Origin of the sequence: Pedobacter sp. GR22-10, assembly GCF_026239715.1 — a bacterium.
Taxonomy (GTDB): domain Bacteria; phylum Bacteroidota; class Bacteroidia; order Sphingobacteriales; family Sphingobacteriaceae; genus Pedobacter.
In genome coordinates, this window is record NZ_JAPIVR010000007.1 from 62152 (window position 1) to 82492 (window position 20341).

Annotated in this window: 17 protein-coding genes; 13 read left to right on the forward strand and 4 right to left on the reverse strand. The window is 38.9% G+C overall.

The genetic code is table 11. The features are described 5' to 3' along the window. The first annotated feature begins 15 nt into the window (after positions 1 to 15). From OQX64_RS21195 to ade, 11 genes are all read left to right on the forward strand, one after another. Entirely contained in the window at positions 16 to 1014 is a 999-nt protein-coding gene (locus OQX64_RS21195; protein WP_265820259.1) for a beta-ketoacyl-ACP synthase III, read from the forward strand. Positions 1015 to 1127: 113 nt separating this feature from the next. Continuing rightward, entirely contained in the window at positions 1128 to 1607 is a 480-nt protein-coding gene (accB, locus tag OQX64_RS21200; RefSeq protein WP_088302561.1) for an acetyl-CoA carboxylase biotin carboxyl carrier protein, read from the forward strand. Positions 1608 to 1704: 97 nt separating this feature from the next. Continuing rightward, positions 1705 to 3045 (forward strand): acetyl-CoA carboxylase biotin carboxylase subunit, encoded by a 1341-nt coding sequence (gene accC / locus OQX64_RS21205; RefSeq protein WP_265820260.1) that lies wholly within the window; start codon positions 1705 to 1707, stop codon positions 3043 to 3045. A gap of 96 nt (positions 3046 to 3141) precedes the next feature. Beyond that, positions 3142 to 3339, forward strand: a complete 198-nt coding sequence (locus OQX64_RS21210) for a DUF2683 family protein (protein WP_265820261.1) — start codon at positions 3142 to 3144, stop codon at positions 3337 to 3339. Further along, positions 3330 to 3596: a Txe/YoeB family addiction module toxin gene (locus OQX64_RS21215; protein ID WP_265820262.1), complete on the forward strand. Its 267-nt coding sequence runs from the start codon at positions 3330 to 3332 to the stop codon at positions 3594 to 3596. Before OQX64_RS21210 ends, OQX64_RS21215 begins: the two co-directional genes overlap by 10 nt. A 105-nt stretch (positions 3597 to 3701) precedes the next feature. Continuing rightward, positions 3702 to 4586, forward strand: a complete 885-nt coding sequence (tatC, locus tag OQX64_RS21220; RefSeq protein WP_029287019.1) for a twin-arginine translocase subunit TatC — start codon at positions 3702 to 3704, stop codon at positions 4584 to 4586. A gap of 45 nt (positions 4587 to 4631) precedes the next feature. Next, on the forward strand, positions 4632 to 5069 hold the full coding sequence (rpiB, locus tag OQX64_RS21225) for a ribose 5-phosphate isomerase B (RefSeq protein ID WP_088302559.1): 438 nt from the start codon (positions 4632 to 4634) through the stop codon (positions 5067 to 5069). 30 nt (positions 5070 to 5099) lie between these two features. After that, entirely contained in the window at positions 5100 to 6737 is a 1638-nt protein-coding gene (locus OQX64_RS21230) for a M28 family peptidase (RefSeq protein ID WP_088302558.1), read from the forward strand. Between the two features lie 89 nt (positions 6738 to 6826). Further along, positions 6827 to 8215 carry a LutB/LldF family L-lactate oxidation iron-sulfur protein gene (locus OQX64_RS21235; protein WP_265820263.1) on the forward strand — a complete coding sequence of 463 codons (1389 nt, stop codon included), beginning with the start codon at positions 6827 to 6829 and terminating at the stop codon, positions 8213 to 8215. A 30-nt stretch (positions 8216 to 8245) separates the two neighbouring features. Further along, entirely contained in the window at positions 8246 to 10222 is a 1977-nt protein-coding gene (locus tag OQX64_RS21240; protein ID WP_265820264.1) for an alpha-ketoacid dehydrogenase subunit alpha/beta, read from the forward strand. Positions 10223 to 10317: 95 nt separating this feature from the next. After that, positions 10318 to 11955, forward strand: a complete 1638-nt coding sequence (gene ade, locus OQX64_RS21245) for an adenine deaminase (RefSeq protein WP_265820265.1) — start codon at positions 10318 to 10320, stop codon at positions 11953 to 11955. A gap of 86 nt (positions 11956 to 12041) precedes the next feature. Here ade and OQX64_RS21250 read toward each other — a convergent pair whose 3' ends face one another. The 3 genes from OQX64_RS21250 to OQX64_RS22410 form a co-directional block, all read right to left on the reverse strand. Then, positions 12042 to 12650, reverse strand: a complete 609-nt coding sequence (locus OQX64_RS21250) for a SprT-like domain-containing protein (RefSeq protein ID WP_265820266.1) — start codon at positions 12648 to 12650, stop codon at positions 12042 to 12044. Between the two features lie 129 nt (positions 12651 to 12779). Next, positions 12780 to 13157: a GxxExxY protein gene (locus OQX64_RS21255; protein ID WP_265820267.1), complete on the reverse strand. Its 378-nt coding sequence runs from the start codon at positions 13155 to 13157 to the stop codon at positions 12780 to 12782. 55 nt (positions 13158 to 13212) lie between these two features. Beyond that, positions 13213 to 15483: a helix-turn-helix domain-containing protein gene (locus tag OQX64_RS22410; RefSeq protein WP_216359260.1), complete on the reverse strand. Its 2271-nt coding sequence runs from the start codon at positions 15481 to 15483 to the stop codon at positions 13213 to 13215. A 505-nt stretch (positions 15484 to 15988) separates the two neighbouring features. Between OQX64_RS22410 and OQX64_RS21275 the strand changes: the two genes are divergently transcribed. Then, on the forward strand, positions 15989 to 17572 hold the full coding sequence (locus OQX64_RS21275) for a peptide chain release factor 3 (protein WP_088302554.1): 1584 nt from the start codon (positions 15989 to 15991) through the stop codon (positions 17570 to 17572). 156 nt (positions 17573 to 17728) lie between these two features. After that, positions 17729 to 18703: a thiol-activated cytolysin family protein gene (locus OQX64_RS21280; RefSeq protein WP_265820268.1), complete on the forward strand. Its 975-nt coding sequence runs from the start codon at positions 17729 to 17731 to the stop codon at positions 18701 to 18703. 32 nt (positions 18704 to 18735) lie between these two features. Here OQX64_RS21280 and OQX64_RS21285 read toward each other — a convergent pair whose 3' ends face one another. Next, a complete protein-coding gene (locus OQX64_RS21285; RefSeq protein ID WP_265820269.1) occupies positions 18736 to 19770 on the reverse strand; it encodes a helix-turn-helix transcriptional regulator in 1035 nt (344 codons plus the stop codon). Between the last annotated feature and the right edge of the window lie 571 nt (positions 19771 to 20341).

Below are 20341 nucleotides of genomic sequence, written 5' to 3' on the forward strand. Positions count from 1 at the left end.
AAAAAAATTCTTAAAATGAGTAAAATTCATGCTGCTATTACAGCAGTAAATGGTTACGTTCCAGACTATGTGCTCACCAATGAAGAGTTAGAAACCATGGTTGATACCTCTGATGAATGGATTACGAGCAGAACGGGTATTAAGGAACGTAGAATTTTAAAGGGCGAAGGCTTAGGTACATCAGATATGGCCGTTCATGCCGTAAATGGCCTGCTTAAAAAAAGGGGAATAGATGCAAAGGAAATTGAACTGATTATTTTTTGCACGACAACACCTGATTTTACTTTTCCGGCGACAGCCAATGTGTTAGCCGATAAAATTGGTGCCACTAACGCCTGGGGTTACGATTTACAGGCAGCATGTTCTGGTTTTATCTTCGGTTTAGCAACTGGTGCATCTTTTGTAGAATCTGGAAGACATAAAAAAGTTTTGGTTGTTGGTGGCGATAAAATGTCATCCATTATCAATTATGAAGACCGTACCACCTGCATCATCTTTGGTGATGGTTGTGGTTGCGCACTACTGGAGCCTAATGAAGAAGGCCTGGGTGTTCAGGATTCCATTCTTAGAACAGATGGTGCTGGAAGAGATTTCCTGGGCATGAAAGCAGGAGGTTCTGTTCAGCCGGCCACGCATGAAAGCATTGATGCTAAATTACATTACGCCCACCAGGAGGGCCCTACGGTATTCAAATTTGCCGTAACCAATATGGCAGATGTTGCTGCTGAAATTATGGAACGCAATAATTTAACGGCTAATGATGTGGCATGGTTGGTTCCGCACCAGGCAAACAAACGGATTATTGATGCGACCGCAAACCGCATGGGGGTTACTACCGATAAAGTAATGATCAATATTGAGCGTTACGGAAATACCACCAATGGTACTATTCCATTGTGCTTATGGGAATGGGAAAGCAGGTTAAAAAAAGGCGATAACATCGTTTTGGCTGCTTTTGGTGGTGGTTTTACTTGGGGATCAATTTACCTCAAATGGGCTTACGATTCGAACTAGTCCTCAGCCGGAAGTCGAAAGTCTTCAGTCTGTTAACTATAAAATTTAAAACAAAAAAAGTATAACTTAGTTAATTCATTATACACTATTTTTTACATAACAAGGATTAAAAAATGGATATCAAACAAATACAGGAACTGATTAAATTTGTTTCTCGTTCTGGAGTAAACGAAGTTGCTATTGAGCAGGAAAACTTCAAGATTACGATTAAAACAAACCAGGCACCAACAGTTGTGCATGCTACCGTACCACAAGCACCGCTTGTACAGGCAGCAGCTCCGGTTGCTACGGCTCCTACCGCTCCGGTTGCAGCAACACCTGCTGTTCCAGCTGCTGAAGAAGATGCATCAAAATATATTACGATTAAATCTCCGATGATTGGTACTTTTTACCGTTCAGCAAGTCCCGAAAAACCAATGTTTGTAAATGTTGGCGATGAGGTTGGCATTGGTAAGGTTGTTTGTATCATTGAGGCAATGAAGCTTTTTAATGAAATTGAAAGTGAAGTTTCAGGTCGTATCGTTAAAATCCTGGTTGATAATGCATCTCCGGTAGAATATGATCAACCATTATTTTTAGTAGAACCTATTTAGAAGCTGATTTCACAGATTAATTTGATTTCATAGATTTTTGATCATACCGTTAAACCGGTGTAATCATTTAAATCTGTGTAATCCTAAATTAAAAATTATGTTTAAAAAAATACTGATTGCCAACAGAGGGGAAATTGCATTACGCATTATCCGTACCTGTAAGGAAATGGGCATCAAAACTGTTGCTGTTTACTCTACCGCCGATCGCGAAAGTTTACATGTACGTTTTGCTGATGAGGCTGTTTGTATTGGTCCTCCACCAAGTAAAGATTCTTATTTAAATATTCCAAATATCATATCGGCCGCAGAATTAACCAACGCTGATGCCATACATCCGGGTTACGGTTTCCTGTCAGAAAATGCTAAGTTTTCTAATATTTGCCGTGAATACAACATCAAATTTATTGGTGCCACACCAGAGCAAATTAACGGGATGGGCGATAAAGCTTCTGCAAAAGAAACGATGAAAATTGCAGGTGTACCAACTATTCCGGGATCAGAAGGCTTACTTACCAGTGTTAAAGAAGGTATAGCTATTGCCAACGAAATGGGTTATCCGGTTATTTTAAAAGCTACTGCCGGTGGTGGTGGCCGTGGAATGCGCGTGGTTTGGAAAGATGAAGATTTCGAAAATGCATGGGATAGTGCACGTCAGGAATCTGGAGCTGCATTTGGTAATGATGGTTTGTATTTGGAAAAATATATTGAAGATCCCCGTCACATTGAAATCCAGATTATTGGTGACCAGTTTGGCAAAGCCTGTCACTTGTCAGAACGTGATTGTTCTATTCAACGCCGTCACCAGAAATTAGTGGAAGAATCTCCATCACCATTTATGACGGAAGAACTTCGTGTAAGAATGGGTGAAGCAGCCATCAAAGGTGCACAGGCTGTAAATTATGAAGGTGCCGGTACAATCGAATTTTTGGTTGATAAACACCGTAACTTCTATTTTATGGAAATGAATACACGTATCCAGGTAGAGCATCCGGTAACTGAAGAAGTCATTAACTTCGATTTAATCAAAGAACAAATTAAAGTGGCTGCCGGAATTCCGATTTCGGGTAAAAACTATTTCCCGGATATGCACGCCATTGAGTGTCGTATCAATGCCGAAGATCCTGCAAATAACTTCCGTCCTTCACCTGGAAGGATTACGAACTTCCATTCACCAGGTGGACATGGTGTTCGGGTAGATACCCACGTTTATGCTGGTTATTCTATTCCTTCAAATTACGATTCAATGATTGCAAAACTGATTTGTGTGGCACAAACCCGCGAAGAAGCCATTTGCACAATGGAACGTGCTTTAGGTGAATTTGTAATCGAAGGGATCAAAACCACCATCCCATTCCATTTACAATTGATGAAAGACCCTAATTTCAGGGCAGGAAATTTCACCACTAAATTCATGGAAACATTTGAATTTGCAGAATAAAATATACTGATAGATCAATTATTAATCCCATTTTGTTTTATCAAAATGGGATTTTTTGCTTATTTAAATTTAGATTTTTTTTCATTAAATTTGATTATGGAAACATTAATTGTACATCCCGAAAATAAAGCTCAATTAAATGCTGTAAAACAAGTTTTGAAAGCGATGAAAATTTCTTTCGAAAAGGAAGAGAAACCATACAATCCTGAGTTTGTTGCAAAAATCCAAGAATCAGATCAAAATTACAGGGATGGCAAATTTAAGATTATAAAAGTAGATGATTTATGGAAATAGCCTTTGATGAAGTTGCCGAAAATGATCTTCTTTTTTGGAAAAAATCTGGCAATAAGGCTATTCAAAATAAAATTCAAGAATTAATACAATCTATTGTAGCTACTCCTTTTTCTGGTATAGGAAAACCAGAGGCTCTAAAATACAATCTGACAGGAAAGTGGTCGAGAAGAATCAATTCACAACATAGAATTATTTATGAAGTTTTAGAAGATAAGCAGATTATTAAAATACATTCATTAAAAGGCCATTATCACTAATTATTGACGTCAGCACCTGAAATTTTTAATAAAAGCCTAAACTATTTCTATATTTAACACGTAAATACCATTCTATTCATTTAGAATGGTATTTTTGTTTTCAACATGAGCGACACTACAGAAAAAACATCCCTACGCAAAGCAATCGGGCAAAAAGGAACAACACTGGAAGCAGAAATGTCTTTTTTTGATCACCTTGATGTACTCCGTAAACATTTAATCAGAGCCGTAATTGCCATTGGTGTATTTACAGGTATCGCCTTCTATTTCAATGAAGAAATTTTAGACAAAGTTATTTTCGGACCTAAAAAACCTGATTTCTGGACCTATAGAATGATGTGCAAACTGGTTGAAAATTTTCCATCACTCGGTAAAGATATGTGTATCACTAAAATTAATGGTGAGATTATCAATACTGAAATGGCTGGTCAGTTTAATCTGCAGCTCAATGTGTGCGTAATGTGTGGTATTATTGCAGGCTTCCCCTATCTTCTCTGGGAAATCTGGCGTTTCATTAAACCAGCGCTACACGATAATGAACGGAAATCTGCCAGCGGATTTGTCTTTTTCGCATCCATCCTGTTTATTATTGGTATTCTTTTTGGCTATTTCGTGGTTTGTCCGCTTTCAGTTAATTTCCTAACGGGCTATACCGTAAGTGCAGAAATTAAAAATACTTTTACCGTAGATTCTTATCTTTCTTCTGTTGCCACATTAACTTTAGGAACAGGTATCATTTTCGAGCTTCCGGTCATTATTTTCATTTTATCGAAATTGGGATTAATGACGCCTAAACTGATGAGATCAAGCAGAAGATATGCCGCCGTGATTATTCTGATTATAGCTGCCATTGTAACCCCAACTCCGGATATCATGACGATGCTGATTGTGGCCACGCCTTTATTCTTATTATATGAATTAAGTATTTTCGTATCTGCATACATCGAAAGAAAGAAGAAAAAAGCAGATGCTGCTTTCTATGCTAACTAACAAAAACATTACGAACAGATTTTATAATTCTGTATAAATTTGAACATGTCTGAGACTAAAATTAAAATCGCCATTGGAGGCGATCATGCAGGCTTTGAATACAAGGAAATACTTAAGGATTTTCTAAAAGATTATGAAGTAAAAGATTTTGGACCACATTCTGCTGTTTCAGTTGATTATCCTGACTTTGCACACCCCCTGGCCTCCTCGGTAGAAAAAGGCGAATTTACTTATGGTATACTGCTTTGCGGTTCTGCAAATGGTGTGGCCATTACTGCGAATAAACATAACGGAATCAGGGCCGGCTTATGCTGGGAGAATGAAGTGGCCGCTTTGGTTCGAAAGCATAACAATGCCAACATCTTATGTATCCCAGCCAGATTTGTTTCAATAGCACAGGCCAAAGAAATCACCAACACTTTTTTAAATACTGCATTTGAAGGCGGCCGTCATCAAAACAGAATTGAAAAAATTTCATGTTAACCCTATTCACTCAACTAACCATTACCCATAATGAATAAAAGATTTTTAACCCTTGGGCTAGCCTCACTACTTAGTGTTTCCTGCTTTGCACAAGTTAAACCACTGGTGCCAAACAAAGATGCCATCAGATTCAGCAAGGCTATTAATCCTGAAACGGCATTCAAACACCTTTCTGTTCTAGCTTCTGATGCATATGAAGGACGGGAAACCGGAAAAAAAGGTGCCTGGATGGCTGCAGATTACATTCGCGATTATTTTAAATCAATTGGATTAAAAGGACCGGTTGACGGCAGTTACTTCCAGAAAATTGACCTTGCCAGTTATGTGGTTAGTGAAAGTATGTTCACCATCAACGGACAGCCAAAACAAGCATACAAAGATTATCTGATTACCAGTAATGCCGTAGGTTTAAATGGCTTCACTTTCAGTGCAGATGAAGTTGTTTTTGCAGGTTATGGAATTTCTAAAGATGGTTTTAACGAATATGATGGCCTTAACATTGAAGGCAAAGTCGTGATGATTTTTGGATCGGGAGACCCAACTTTGAAAGCTACGGATAAAACAGACAGACGCGCGGCCATGATGGCGAGGCAAAAAAAATTAAATTACCTGGCCCAAAATAAGGCAAAAGCAGTAATTGTAATTGACCCTGCTGTTGATCAGATCTCTCCGGAACGCAAAGCAGCCTATGAAGCGGGCCAAGTGATAATGAGAACAGAAGAAGTGGTAGAGCGCATGAAAAAACAAAACCCTTTTACTATCATCAGCATTTCTACAGCTACTGCAAATGAAATTTTAAAAGCGGCAAATACTTCTGTTGATGCTTTTCAGAAAAAGACAGCTGAAACAACAAAACCAGCATCTCAAACCATCAATGTTGCCCTTTCTGCAAGTGCAATGAAAAAAGGAATGGCTGTTCGTGGAGAAAACGTATTGGGTTATTTAGAAGGTTCTGATCCTAAACTTAAAAAAGAAGTGCTGGTATTAACCGGTCATTACGATCATATTGGAATTACACCTGAAGTAGAAGGGCCAGACAAAATTAATAACGGCGCAGATGATGACGGATCAGGCACCACTGGTGTTCTTTTAATGGCTAAAGCATTTACTGATGCAAAAAAAGCAGGTAAAGGCCCGAAACGGAGCATTTTATTTATGACCGTAGTAGGAGAAGAAAAAGGTTTGTGGGGTTCTGATTGGTACTCGCAACATCCTGTTTTTCCGGTAGAGAATACCATTGCAGATTTAAATACAGATATGATTGGCCGTATCGGTGAGGAGTATCTTGGAAAACCTGATTCTGCCAATTATATTTATTCTGTAGGTTCAAAAATGTTGAGTTCTGATTTAGGCAAGTTAAGTGAACAGGTAAATGCAACTTATACTAAAATGAAACTGGATTATAAATATGATGATCCTCAGGATACCCAGCGCATTTATTACCGTTCAGATCATTATAACTTTGCTAAACTGGGTATTCCAATTATTTTCTATTATGACGGAATGCTGGAACAGGATTATCACAGGCCGGGGGATGAAGTTAGCAAGATTAACTTCACTCTATTGACAAAAAGGGCAAAATTAACTTACTACACTGCCTGGGAATTGGCTAATGGTGCGAAAAGACCAGCCGTTGATTTAGATGGAAAAGGAAATCCTAAGAAATAATAAAGTCATAAAATTAAGCCTCCTGATATTCGGGAGGCTTTTTTATGCACATTACTTTTGGCGGCAATAGAAATTCATATCTTTGGTTTATGATGAAGACAGCCGAGGAATTTTTAGAAAAATCTGATGAAAAAGCTTTCGATTTACCGCATCGTAAAACCATAAATTATAATATTGGCAAATACAATACGGCAGTAGAACGTGGATTATCAAAATTCGAAAACCTCGAGGCATCTAAAAAGAAAGCTCACGTGATCAAATGGCGTGTGATGGAGAATCTGGATAAATTCCTGCCTGAGTTTGAATCAAATTTTCAACGTCGAGGAGGCAAAGTCATCTGGGCAAATGATGCCGAAGAAGCCCAGCGGGAGATACTGAACATCATCCAACGCAATAATGGCAAAACGGTAATCAAATCAAAATCGATGACTACCGAGGAAATTCACCTGAATGATTTCCTGGAAAGTAACCAAATCGAATCTTTAGAAAGCGATTTAGGTGAATACATTGTGCAATTGCTGGGACAAGCACCTTATCATATTGTTACGCCAGCCATGCACCTGAGTGCAACCGACATCGCCAAATTGTTTCATGATAAATTCGGTACGCCTATAGATGCCACGCCACCACAGCTCGTTCAAAAAGCACGTGAATTGCTTCGCGATAAATATTTAAAAGCAGATATCGGCATCAGTGGTGGGAACTTCCTGATTGCTGATACCGGCAGTATTGCACTTACTGAAAATGAAGGGAATGCCCGTTTAAGTACCACTTTCCCAAAAATACATATTGCTATTGTGGGTATTGAAAAGGTAATCCCTTCCATGGCAGATTTAGATTTATTCTGGCCGCTGCTGGCTTCACACGGAACCGGACAAAACTTAACGGTTTACAATACCATTTTAAGTGGCCCGCGTCAGCCAAATGAAACCGATGGCCCTGAAGAAATGTACGTTATCCTTTTAGATAACGGCCGTACAAATTTACTTGCTCAAAAAGACCAGCGCCAGGGCCTATACTGCATCCGTTGCGGCGCATGTTTAAATGCCTGTCCGGTTTATAAAAACATCGGTGGTCATACCTATAACACTACCTATAGCGGACCAATTGGCGCTGTTATTACGCCGCACCTTAAAGGCATGGAAGAGTTTAAACACTTAAGTTATGCCTCAAGTTTGTGCGGAAAATGTTCAGAAGTTTGTCCGGTTAAAATTGACATCCACAAGATGCTTTTGCTGAACCGCAGAGATGCTGCAACAGCACATGAAAACGCTAAGGTGGAAGAAATGGGCTGGGGAATGTTTAACCGGATGATGCAGAAACGTAAATGGATGGATTTCTTCGGCGGAAAGTTTAAAAATTTTATGCTTAAATCTTTCTTTAAAAAGAGTTGGGGCAAATATCGTGAAATGCCAAAGGTTGCCGATAAATCTTTCGCAAAACAATGGGAGGAGTTGAAGAAAAGTAAGGAGTCTTGAGTCCAGAGTCATTAGTCAAAATAACCAGATATGCAATTTCTAAGAGGAGATAAAGACGACAAATTCTTACTGAATTTATATAAAAAGCTGCTTTATCCTCGTTTGGTAGAAGAGAAAATGCTAAAATTATTGCGCCAGGGCAGAATTGGAAAATGGTTTTCGGGTATTGGTCAGGAAGCCATCGCAGTAGGCAGCACTTTGGCGATGCATAATGATGAATATATTTTACCCATGCACCGCAACCTGGGTGTTTTCACCTCGCGTGGTATTCCATTAAAAAAATTGGTGGCACAGTGGCAGGGCAAAATCACCGGCTTTACTAAGGGCCGCGACCGCTCTTTCCATTTTGGCACACAAGATTATAAAATTATTGGAATGATATCCCATCTCGGCCCGCAAATGGCCTTGGCTGATGGTATAGCATTGGCTGATGTATTACGCCAGCGGCCTAATGCTACACTGGTTTATACCGGAGAAGGTGCAACCAGTGAAGGCGATTTCCACGAAGCTGTAAATGTTGCCGCTGTTTGGAATCTTCCGGTTATTTTCCTCATTGAGAATAACGGATATGGCCTTTCCACTCCAAAATCAGAACAGTTTAGATGTAAAAACCTGGTGGATAAAGCTATCGGTTATGGCGTAGAAGGTATTCAGATAGACGGAAACAATATTCTGGAGGTTTATAATACCATCAACCAGCTGGCTATGGAAATCCGGAAGGATCCAAGACCAGTTTTAGTGGAATGCCTTACTTTCCGGATGCGTGGACATGAAGAAGCATCAGGTACTAAATACGTTCCTCAGGAATTATTTGAGGAATGGGAAAAGAAAGATCCGCTCAGCAATTATGAAGCTTATTTAATTGAGCAAGGTATTTTAACATCCGACTCAATCATTGATCTCAAAATTAAAAATAAACGGGACATTGAACTGGAAGTGGAAGAAGCCTTTAATGAACCGGAACCAGTGGCAGATACCCATCATGAAGAAGCTGATATGTATTTTCCCTTCGCTCAACAGGTTACAGAACCGGAACACTCATCAACCGAAAAGCGATATCTGGATGCCATAAGCGAAGGACTGGACTTGGCCATGCAGAAATACCCCAATTTGGTTTTAATGGGACAAGACATTGCAGATTATGGAGGAGCCTTTAAAATTACAGATGGCTTTACCGCTAAATATGGTAAAGAAAGGGTAAGGAACACACCGATTTGCGAATCTGCCATTGTTGGTGCGGGCTTGGGTTTATCCATCAATGGCTACAAGGCTGTGGTAGAAATGCAATTTGCAGATTTTGTAACCGTTGGATTTAATCAGATTGTAAACAATTTAGCGAAAACACATTATCGGTGGGGTGAAAAGGCCGATGTAGTCATACGTATGCCTACAGGGGCTGGAACGGGTGCCGGACCATTTCACTCACAAAGCAATGAAGCCTGGTTCACCAAAACCCCGGGATTGAAAATTGTTTACCCCGCTTTTCCGGCTGATGCAAAAGGATTATTACTGGCTGCCATTGAAGACCCAAATCCTGTGCTCTATTTTGAGCATAAGTATTTATACAGAAGCTTAACCGCTCCTGTTCCCGATGGTTATTACACTACTGCCATTGGAAAGGCCGTTACTTTAAAAAAAGGCGAAAAGTTCACCATCATAACTTATGGTTTGGGCGTTCATTGGGCTTTAGATTACCTAAAAAACAATCCGGATAGCGATGCAACCTTAATTGATTTAAGAACATTGCAACCCTGGGATAAGGAAACTGTTGCCAAAGCAGTAAGAACAACGGGAAGAGTTTTAATTTTGCATGAGGACACGTTAACCAATGGATTTGGTGCTGAAATTTCAGCCTGGATCGGAGAACATTGTTTTACTGATTTGGATGCTCCGGTTATGCGATGCGCCAGTTTAGACACCGCAATTCCGATGAGTAAAATATTGGAGGAAGATTTTTTAGCAAAAGCGAGATTAGCGCAAACGATAGATAAGTTATTAAAATATTAAATAATTTTTGCCACGGAAATACAGAAATTACGGAAGATATTAGTTTTCATTCCATCCCAATCTGTATTTCTGTGGCCAATTCATAAAAAGCACAAATGAACAATTTTAAAGTCAAAGGAAACATAGTTGATATCACAAACCGAAATATTTTCTTTGGCGAAGTGGAAGTTGAGGATGGAAAAATAAAGTATATAAACGCGATTTCCGAGGCAAAAGAAGATGCTCATTTTATTTTGCCAGGATTCATCGACAGCCATGTACATATTGAAAGCAGCATGTTAATTCCGAGTGAATTTGCCAGGTTAGCGGTTGTGCACGGAACAGTTTCTACCATTAGTGATCCACACGAAATTGCCAATGTTTGCGGCATGAAAGGTGTTGAGTTTATGATTGAAAACGGGAATACCGTACCTTTTAAGTTCAATTTTGGTGCACCCAGCTGCGTGCCGGCTACCATTTTTGAAACAGCAGGAGCTGAACTCAATCATGATGATGTTAGCAAGCTTTTAGAACGGCCGGAGATCAAATACCTGAGTGAAATGATGAATTTTCCGGGTGTGCTTTTTAAAGATGAAGAGGTTTTACAGAAAATTGCTTCTGCACATAAATTGGGCAAACCTGTAGACGGGCATGCCCCAGGTTTACGTGGTGATACCGTTCAACAGTATATTGATGCCGGTATTTCTACAGATCATGAATGTTTCACTGCTGAAGAAGCATTGGATAAATTACAGCGTGGGATGAAAATCCTCATCCGCGAGGGAAGTGCCGCTAAAAATTTCGATGCCCTGATCGGTTTATTAAATGAATGGCCCGACATGATGATGTTTTGCAGTGACGACAAACATCCTGATAGTCTGGTCGACAATCATATTAATGCACTTTGTGCAAGGGCAATAGATAAAGGAATTGATATTTTTAATGTTCTTCAGGCTGCGTGTATTAATCCGGTTCTTCATTATAAACTGGATGTTGGTACCCTAAAGCTTAATGATCCGGCAGATTTTATCGTGATCGAAGATCTGAAAAACTTTCAGGTTAAACAAACCTACATCGACGGCATATTGCTTGCTGAAAATGGAAAAACAGCTGGTGACTGGGTGAAGCACCTGCCTGATCAGGAATCAGTAAACCATTTCAGCTGCAGTTTCAAAAAAGAAGAAGATTTTGCTTATCCGTTTACAGACCAGCAGGAAATCCCGGTGATTGAAGCTTTAGACGGGCAGTTAATTACCAACAGGCTTTACTCCAAACCTCAGGTTTTAAATGGAAACATCGTCAGCGATTTGAAGAATGATGTATTAAAAATAGTGGTGGTGAATCGTTATCATAACGCCCCCATTGCTGTTTCCTTTGTGAAAAATTTTGGCCTCATAAAAGGCGCTATTGCATCCAGCGTAGCGCATGACAGTCATAACATCATTGCTGTTGGTGTAGATGACAAAAGCATTTGTGATGCAGTTAATCTGGTTATTAAAGAAACTGGTGGTGTAGTTGCATTAGGAGATGGAAAAGAAGAAGTTCTGCCTTTACCGGTAGCGGGTTTGATGAGTAACCAAAACGGCTATCAGGTGGCTGAGCGTTATACCTCAATTGATCAGTTTGCCAAGAAATTGGGTTCGACTTTGGTCGCTCCTTTCATGACACTTTCTTTTATGGCACTCTTAGTGATTCCACATTTAAAGCTGAGCGATAAAGGTTTATTTGATGGGGATAAGTTTGAGTTTGTGTAAGGCGTTCGACACCCTGAATTTATTTCAGAGTCTTTTTTGTTGATAAAGATGCCGGAACAGTTCGCAGGGCGGCGATCGCGAAAAAATTATTCTACCACAAAAACCTCCGCTAAGGGATTAAACAGATACAAACGTTTATCATCCAGACAAATACAGCGGTAGCGCTTTCTGATTCGTTCTCCTTTGGTAAAACGCCGGCCATCTTTAATTTTAAAGTTAGCGTTAAGCGGAATTTGTTCTAAATGTAAAGTCTCCGTTTGATTGCGATCATACTTTTTTAAAACACGTGATAAATGCAGGTCAGAGCAACTTGATGCAGCCGGATTGGACATATAATTGTTTATGGCCTGATGAATATCTGCCGGAAAGATGTGCATATCGAAAAACGGAACCATCATCCGCTGGAAGTTTTTTTTCCACTCTGCACCATGAGGTTTTACTTTGTTCTTGAAATCATTCCAGGTGAGTAAGTGCGCAAATTCATGGACAGTAGTTACCAGAAAGGCGTAATGATTGAGGTTAAAGTTTACCGAAATTCTGTGGCCCTTGCCCTGATAAGGATGGCGGTAATCGCCCAGTTTTGTAGAACGGGTTTTAGAGATTTTAAATTCGCACTGAAAATAATCAATCCACTTGGCAATTAGCGGTGCCGCAGGCTCGGGCATGTACTGCGCTAAAACTTTAACCTTTTCCACGGATGCTAAGATAAATAATTTTAAGGTTTAACCACAAAGGACACAAAGTTTTACACAGAGGAAACAGAATCTTCTTGTAGTGTATAACCACAGAGTGCACTAAGTTTACACAGAGAAAACGGAGATGTTTTAGTAACCATTAACAACTCTTTTGATCCCATCTTTCAATCTTAAAACATTAAAATTAATCAGCAATCCAAACCTATAACCACCTAATTTCATATAAGTTAAGGTTTGTGCTAAATGAATATCATTTAAGCCTTCAACACTTTTCAATTCTAAAACTAACTTATTCTCTACCAAGAGATCAATTCGATAGCCACAATCCAAACTTACCTCTTCAAAGAACAAAGGCATTATTTTTTCTTTTTCAACCTGAAAACCTGCTTTATCAATTTTATAAAACAGACATTCCTTGTAAGCACTCTCAAGCAATCCAGGGCCAAGAGCTGTGTGAATATCTATAGCCAATCCAATAATGGTCCTAATTAATAAATCCTCTTTCATAATCCTTTGTGTTCTCTGTGCCTCACTCTGTTCGCTCTGTGGTAAAAACATCGATCTATTCCTCTGATGGGAACAATGATGCCAGCACCAACTTAATCTCCCCGAAAGAATAATCTTTACCCAAAAACTCCCTTATTGTAGCCATCGATTTTGTTTTCTGGCTTTCTACCGCATCCGTAATATTCTTAATTTTGTTAGGCTTTACCAGCTTACTCACATCCAGTTGCCGGGTAGAAACATAATATGCCAGATGCCCTTCAATCGTACCAATAGAAAAACCCCTTTCTTTTGCAATCTCTCCTAAACTTTTACCCTGTTCATAAAGCTCAAAGCTTACCAGCTTGGTATCAATTTTAGGCTCCTTTTTCTTTTTCTCCACTGCAGACTTTACCTTCAGTGTTTCACCCTTCAACTGAATGGCCTTTTGCAGCTGCCGGTTTCTTTCTGAAGCATTTAATAGCGCATCTGTATCTGCCTTGCTAAACTCCTTACCATCGATAATTGCCTGCAGTAAGGCCTTGCTTTTATGCATTTTCTTCAGCTGTTCATACACCAGTATCTCCAGTTCCAGCAACTCTGTCAGATAAGTTTTAATCTGTTTTTCTTCTTTTACCGCCTCAATATGAGCTAATAACTGATCTGAGACACCCTTAATTAGCGGATTGAAATATTTTAATGCAGCCCCTACCCTTTTTGAAACATTAAATAAAGTGTGTTCAGTTTGTTGAGCGAACAGGTTTTTCAGTTGATTGATAAAGGTATCAGCCGTTGCTGCTATTTTCTGAAAATCACGGTAGAGATTCATCGTCCACTCATCATAACGCTGCTTGGTGGATTTGGCCTCACTTTTATCGAAAGTCTGAACATGTTCCTTCAGGTAATACCTCACCAGGTTCAGGTCAAAAGCCGACAATAAATAAGTTCTGATAAAATCATAGCTCTCCAAACTGATCCGCTGATTCAGCACTTCATTTGGTTGTTTCGTTTTAGAAAAATAATGAATATTCTGATCCTGCTGCAGACCGGTTTCACGCAGGTGAGAAGTTAATACCAAGCCTTTTAATGAACGTAAACGCGAAAGGGCAACATAAGCCTGTCCGGGTGCAAAAGCATCTCCAATATCGATGATGGCTTTATCAAAGGTTAAACCCTGACTTTTATGTACCGTAATGGCCCAGGCCAGTTTAATCGGATATTGTACAAATGAGCCAGCAACATTTTCATCGATTTCATTGGTCGCTTCATTCAGTTTATACTTGACATTTTCCCAGGTATAAGGCGAAATCTGAATCACCACCTTGTCTTCCGGCAATTCAATTTCTACCACATCCTTTTCAATATGATGAACCACACCTATTTTACCATTGTAATATCGCTTCTCGGCCGTCATATCATTTTTAATGAACATGATTTGTGCCCCTACTTTAAGTTCCAGGCGTTTATCATTGGGATAGGCATGTTCATTAAAATCACCGGTAATTTTGGCATCAAAGAAATAGGATTTCGTTTTTAACTGCGTTAACCTTTCTCTGTTAATTGTATCTGCCTTATTATTATGCGTGGTTAGCGTAATATAATTTTCATCAGTATCCGGTTTAAAATCCTGTCTGAAATGTTGCTTCAGCAAAGCCGTATCTTCAGCAGTAATCTGATTATTTCGTAAGTTGTTCAGTAAATTAATAAATACGCTATCATTCTGACGGTAGATTTTATCCAGCTCGATGTAAACCGGTGGATTTTCCTGCAAAGCCAGTGCATCAAAAAAATAAATGCTCTTATAAAAGCCGGCCATCACCCGCCATTCATCATTTTTCACCACTGGTGGCAACTGGTGCAAATCACCAATAAAAAGTAGCTGAACACCTCCGAAAGGTATATTTCTGTTTCTGCGGATATATCGAAGAGAAAAATCAATTGCATCCAGCATATCGGCGCGCAACATACTGACTTCATCAATGACCAGTAATTCTAATTCCTGAATCATCCGCCGCTTATTGCCCTGCATATTTAAATGCTTCACAATGGTTTTGGGTGTATTAAAATTAAAAGTGATATTCTGACTGATAATACCTGCCGCCGCATCCGGAAAAAACGCACCAAACGGCAGCTGAAAAAGAGAATGAATGGTTACACCGGCGGCATTAATGGCAGCAATACCCGTTGGCGCACAAATCATTGCTTTTTTGTGCGTAAGCTGAATGAGTTTTCTTAAAAAGGTAGTTTTACCTGTACCAGCTTTCCCGGTTAAGAAAACGTGCTTAGCGGTATAATTCACAAATTTAGCCGCGATCTCAGCGGGCATAGATGTTTCTTCCAGAGTGGGCATTAGCAGTAAAATTTTAATTGGTAATAAACGGAGGGACGAATAAAGCTAAACATTTTAGTACAAAACTAAAGAAATGATTGATGAGAAAATTTAATTTTAGGCGGATATTTTTGGTCTAATGTTTATTTAATCGATAATATCATCATTCGCAGAATAAAAACCTCAATAGAATTACTGCATAAGCAATCTAAACCTGACAGAAACGGCAGCCTCCGATTTAAGCACCGGTTTATGCTATATTTTGGTGTGCTTGCTTGTTTCACAGGTTTTCTATCGGAGCTATAGTGTATGGCAGGGCTTCAATAACAAAAGAACCACTGTCCTTACTTTTCTAAATCATTTTCTAAATCTATCCACCTCAACAATAAAACAATACAACAACCTAACAATTAATGATAAAGCTTTTTATTATCTTTGCGGCCTGATGAAACAACAATACTCAAATCTTATCGCTGTTAAATTCCTTTAACCAGGTTTCATCTCCCTTCACACCCAACATTTTATTATGCTTAACCCTGAAATAGAAAAACGTAAAACCTTTGCCATTATTAGTCACCCCGATGCGGGCAAAACCACTTTGACGGAAAAATTCCTGCTCTTTGGTGGTGCGATCAATACTGCAGGTGCGGTAAAACGGAACAAAGCCAACCAAAGCAATACTTCCGACTTTATGGAAATTGAAAAGCAACGTGGTATCTCGGTGGCTACATCCGTAATGGGTTTTGAGTATAGTGGAAAACGGATCAACATCCTGGATACACCTGGTCACAAGGATTTTGCCGAAGATACTTACAGAACTTTATCAGCGGTAGACAGCGTTATTCTGGTGGTTGATTGTGTGAAAGGTGTTGAGGAACAAACAGAAAAGCTCATGTCGGTTTGCCGCATGCGGAACACCCCGGTTATCATCTTCATTAACAAAATGGACCGCGAAGGTAAAGAGGCTTATGATTTACTGGATGAAATTGAGGAAAAACTGAACATCAGCTTATGCCCGCTTTCATGGCCTATCGGACAGGGCCACACCTTTAAAGGCGTTTACAGCATTTACAATAAACACTTGAATTTATTCAATTCTGATAAAACAAAAGTAACCGATTCAGTTGTGGCGGCCAGTGACTTAAATGACCCCTCCTTATTAAATTACCTGAAGGAAAACGAAATCAATACCTTAAAAGATGATGTAGAACTGGTTGACGGCATTTATGGCAAAATCGACAAAGATTTATACACGGAAGGCTTAGTGGCACCGGTATTTTTTGGCAGTGCCATCAACAACTTCGGGATCAAAGAGCTTTTAGATACTTTTATTGATATCGCCCCTAGTCCGAGATTACGTGAGGCCGAAGAAAGAGATGTATTGGTTGAAGAGAAAAATTTCAGTGGATTTGTATTTAAAATTCATGCCAACCTTGATCCGAAACACCGCGACAGAATTGCCTTTTTAAGGATCTGTTCTGGCAAGTTCGAGCGAAATAAATTCTATTACCATACCCGTCAGGATAAAAAACTGAAATTCTCCAACCCGATGGATTTCATGGCTAACGAGAAAAGTATTGTGGAAGAGGCCTGGCCAGGTGACGTGGTGGGTTTATATGATAGCGGCAACTTTAAAATTGGCGATACCTTAACTGAAGGCGAAAAACTGCAGTTTAAGGGCATTCCAAGTTTCTCTCCATCTATCTTTAAAGAAGTAGAAAACATGGATCCGATGCGCACCAAACAATTGGAAAAAGGTATTGAGCAGTTAACGGATGAAGGTGTGGCGCAGCTATTTGTAATGCAGCCCGGAAACCGTAAAGTAATTGGTGCCGTAGGTGAACTTCAGTTTGAAGTAATCAATTTCCGTTTGGAACATGAATATGGCGCAAAATGTCGTTTCCGTACCTTAAGTTATACCCGCTCAAGTTGGGTAACTTCAACTGATAAAAAGAAACTGGATGAATTTGTAAAACGTAAACAACAGCACATTGGCTTTGATAAAGAAGCCAATCCTGTTTATCTGGCTGATAGTGAATACATGATTAATTTAACTAAACAGGATTATCCGGATATCGATTTCCACAAAACAAGCGAGTTTAAGAGTTAGTTGGGAGTTTCCAGTCCTGAGGCTGAAGTTTAAATGACAGAAGAACCTGTAAGATTTATTTATGTACCCGTAACATAATCATAACTTAAGAACAGATTTTTGAACTCAAAAATTGTGTAGATTCGAGCGTTTTTATACCTAATACTGATGCACTTGATGAAAAATAAAATAAATTATTTTTTGGTTGTTTCTACACTTTTATTTGTGGTTTCCTGTAAGAAAGCTAATGATACGGTTCCAGTTCCTGAGCCTGTTAATCCTACAGAAATAGATAAGACAGAAGTAATAACCTGGAAATTCGATTCCTTTATTGTTGATGATCTTAACGTTAAACAAGTTTTTCCAGGAGCAATCTTCACCATCAGGGAGAATGGGAACGATCTTGAAGTAGTGTCGTTAAAAGATAAATATACCCCGTTGCCCATTACTGCTTCTACTTCTCTTGTTGGTGAGATCAACAACAGTTTTAAAGATGTTCCCTCCTCAGAAAAGATTGCTGCTTATGCCAAAAGCCTGCCGATTAAAAATGATAATGAAAGTCTGGCCTATTCGGAAGATGAATTTAAGGATTATAATGTATTAAAGTATTATTTATCGAACAACGATGATGTAAAATCAGTATTTGAAAAAATTGGAATTACAACATCTACAAGGATCACCAAAAAACACGCTGCATATTTTTTCTCCAACCATATTAAGTTTTCACTTGATATGGACTTGCCCACTAAAACCGAATTATTATCCATAGCGGATGTAGAAAAGATAAATACTACTAATAATGCATACTATATTAATAGTGTGATGTATGGAAATAATACTTTAATTTTAGCCGAAGCTGATACCGATTATGCCATCCTAAAAAATGCGCTAAAAGCCCTGCTTTTAAAACAGGAATTAACACCCGCACAAATTCAATCCTTAAGCACAGCAAAAGTTACTTTTTATGCCAGGGGAGGAAGCGAAAAGTCTTTTATCAAGATTGCTAAAGGCTCAGAAGAGATAAAAGCTGCAAACAAAGAATTTGAAACATTTAACAATACAGCCATTTCTTATCCCATTTCATATTCGCTACACTCGGTAAAAAATTTCACCTTGTTTAAACATGAAATAAAGGTTAATATGATTCATTAGTAAATGCACCAATGGCCAGGTTTAGGAGCTAATTATTTTAGCGTCTGCATTTTTTCTATTTCATATCGCTGATAAGTTTGCGCCAATCTTCTTTTGATTTTAGCAATCAATATTCTTGGGGCAAGCACTTTAACGCATTCTCCAAAACCCAGAATTTCACGCTCCAGTTCATAGTTTAATACGACATCAATCCTGAAGGTGGTAGTTTTTTCATTCTTATTTAATACAACCTGAGAATGGTGCAAGGGTTTAGTTACCACATATGGTGCATGGTCATTGGTAAATTCGAGAATTACTTTTTGTGCACGGTCACGTTCGCTCTTGGTTACGCCAATTAAATCTTCATAATAGCGGTCGAAATCTACCCCTTTGTAAGCAACAAATTCTTCGTTGGGCAGTTCTTGAAATTCTATTATCCTATCTAAGGCAAGGTTCAGGATTCCAGCTCGTTTTTTAGCTTTACAGATCAGAAACCACCTGTTTCTATATTCCTTTAACAGATACGGATAATAAATGCCCTGTTGAGCCTGCTGCGCCTTGAAAGATTTATATTCGATCAGTAATGAACGCTTATTTAAAACCGCCTGGTATAATGGCGGAATGCAGTCTAATCCTTTAACCAGTTTATTGCTTTCCAACTGGATGTGATTGCCACTTTGCTTGGTTGATTTGTTAAGGTTATTCTCCAATCGTGCAATCATATCACTCATTTCATCGAAATAATTAAAAGCATTAAACTGCTTCAATACCCCAACAATCTCCTTCATTTTATCCACGTCGGCATTATTGATCGGTGCTTTGGTAATGCTGAAAGCCGGATCTTCGTAAGCATAAAATCGTTTGTCTTTCACTACAATTGGAGCATTATAGCCCAGTTTATCACTTCGCATCAGTTGAATATCAGCCTGGATAGTTCTTTTGCTTACCCCCGATGTGATACCTTCCAATTCGTATAAGGTTTCTGATACTTTTTCGATAATATCTTCTAATGTCCATTTTCGGAAACGGTTTCTTAAGCAATCATCGATGGTTTTGTAACGGATCAGTGCCAGTTTATTTACAGCCATTTTGGAGTGGATTTGGGTTTCTGCTAAAAATCTGTTGATTTCGCTGATCTAAATATAAGAAAGAGTTTTACTACTACGCAATACATTTGCGTAGTTTATGATTAAAAGAGCTATTCTACGCAATAAATAAAATTTATTTATTTAATTATCAAACACTTAAAAATGATCTGCTAAATATTTTTATCTGCGCAAATGTAGCGCGTAGTAGTGGTGGCATCTTTGTAATGTCGCCAGTCGATAAAGTTCTTTGAGAAATTAATCATCATATATAAGATATCCTGAAAGGGATGGCAATACTAAATAATGACTATCCATAGTTGCGGGTTTCGAAACAGCCCCAAAGTATCCACGCTTTTGCGCAGCATATTCTGATAGAAATTATGATAGATTGTCTAAAACACGTTGTGTGTCGTGGGTTCGAATCCCACTTCCGGGAAATCGGAATAGCTCAGGGGTTAGCGTAACAACATCAAAATGCAGGTTCGAATCCTGCTTCCAAATACCACTTGGAATAGCAAAATGGTAATGCAATGGATTTAGGTTCCATCTAAAAGAAGGGCAACTTTTCAAA

What these genes read in the sequence shown, in the direction of transcription:
- OQX64_RS22410 (WP_216359260.1), bottom strand. Translation starts at nt 15,483, where the DNA reads ATGCCCACTCTGGAAGAAACATCTATGCCCGCTGAGATCGCGGCTAAA.
- OQX64_RS21195 (WP_265820259.1), top strand. Translation starts at nt 16, where the DNA reads ATGAGTAAAATTCATGCTGCTATTACAGCAGTAAATGGTTACGTTCCA.
- OQX64_RS21280 (WP_265820268.1), top strand. Translation starts at nt 17,729, where the DNA reads ATGAAAAATAAAATAAATTATTTTTTGGTTGTTTCTACACTTTTATTT.
- OQX64_RS21230 (WP_088302558.1), top strand. Translation starts at nt 5,100, where the DNA reads ATGAATAAAAGATTTTTAACCCTTGGGCTAGCCTCACTACTTAGTGTT.
- OQX64_RS21285 (WP_265820269.1), bottom strand. Translation starts at nt 19,770, where the DNA reads ATGGCTGTAAATAAACTGGCACTGATCCGTTACAAAACCATCGATGAT.
- OQX64_RS21215 (WP_265820262.1), top strand. Translation starts at nt 3,330, where the DNA reads ATGGAAATAGCCTTTGATGAAGTTGCCGAAAATGATCTTCTTTTTTGG.
- OQX64_RS21235 (WP_265820263.1), top strand. Translation starts at nt 6,827, where the DNA reads ATGATGAAGACAGCCGAGGAATTTTTAGAAAAATCTGATGAAAAAGCT.
- accB (WP_088302561.1), top strand. Translation starts at nt 1,128, where the DNA reads ATGGATATCAAACAAATACAGGAACTGATTAAATTTGTTTCTCGTTCT.
- OQX64_RS21240 (WP_265820264.1), top strand. Translation starts at nt 8,246, where the DNA reads ATGCAATTTCTAAGAGGAGATAAAGACGACAAATTCTTACTGAATTTA.
- accC (WP_265820260.1), top strand. Translation starts at nt 1,705, where the DNA reads ATGTTTAAAAAAATACTGATTGCCAACAGAGGGGAAATTGCATTACGC.
- rpiB (WP_088302559.1), top strand. Translation starts at nt 4,632, where the DNA reads ATGTCTGAGACTAAAATTAAAATCGCCATTGGAGGCGATCATGCAGGC.
- OQX64_RS21275 (WP_088302554.1), top strand. Translation starts at nt 15,989, where the DNA reads ATGCTTAACCCTGAAATAGAAAAACGTAAAACCTTTGCCATTATTAGT.
- ade (WP_265820265.1), top strand. Translation starts at nt 10,318, where the DNA reads ATGAACAATTTTAAAGTCAAAGGAAACATAGTTGATATCACAAACCGA.
- tatC (WP_029287019.1), top strand. Translation starts at nt 3,702, where the DNA reads ATGAGCGACACTACAGAAAAAACATCCCTACGCAAAGCAATCGGGCAA.
- OQX64_RS21210 (WP_265820261.1), top strand. Translation starts at nt 3,142, where the DNA reads ATGGAAACATTAATTGTACATCCCGAAAATAAAGCTCAATTAAATGCT.
- OQX64_RS21255 (WP_265820267.1), bottom strand. Translation starts at nt 13,157, where the DNA reads ATGAAAGAGGATTTATTAATTAGGACCATTATTGGATTGGCTATAGAT.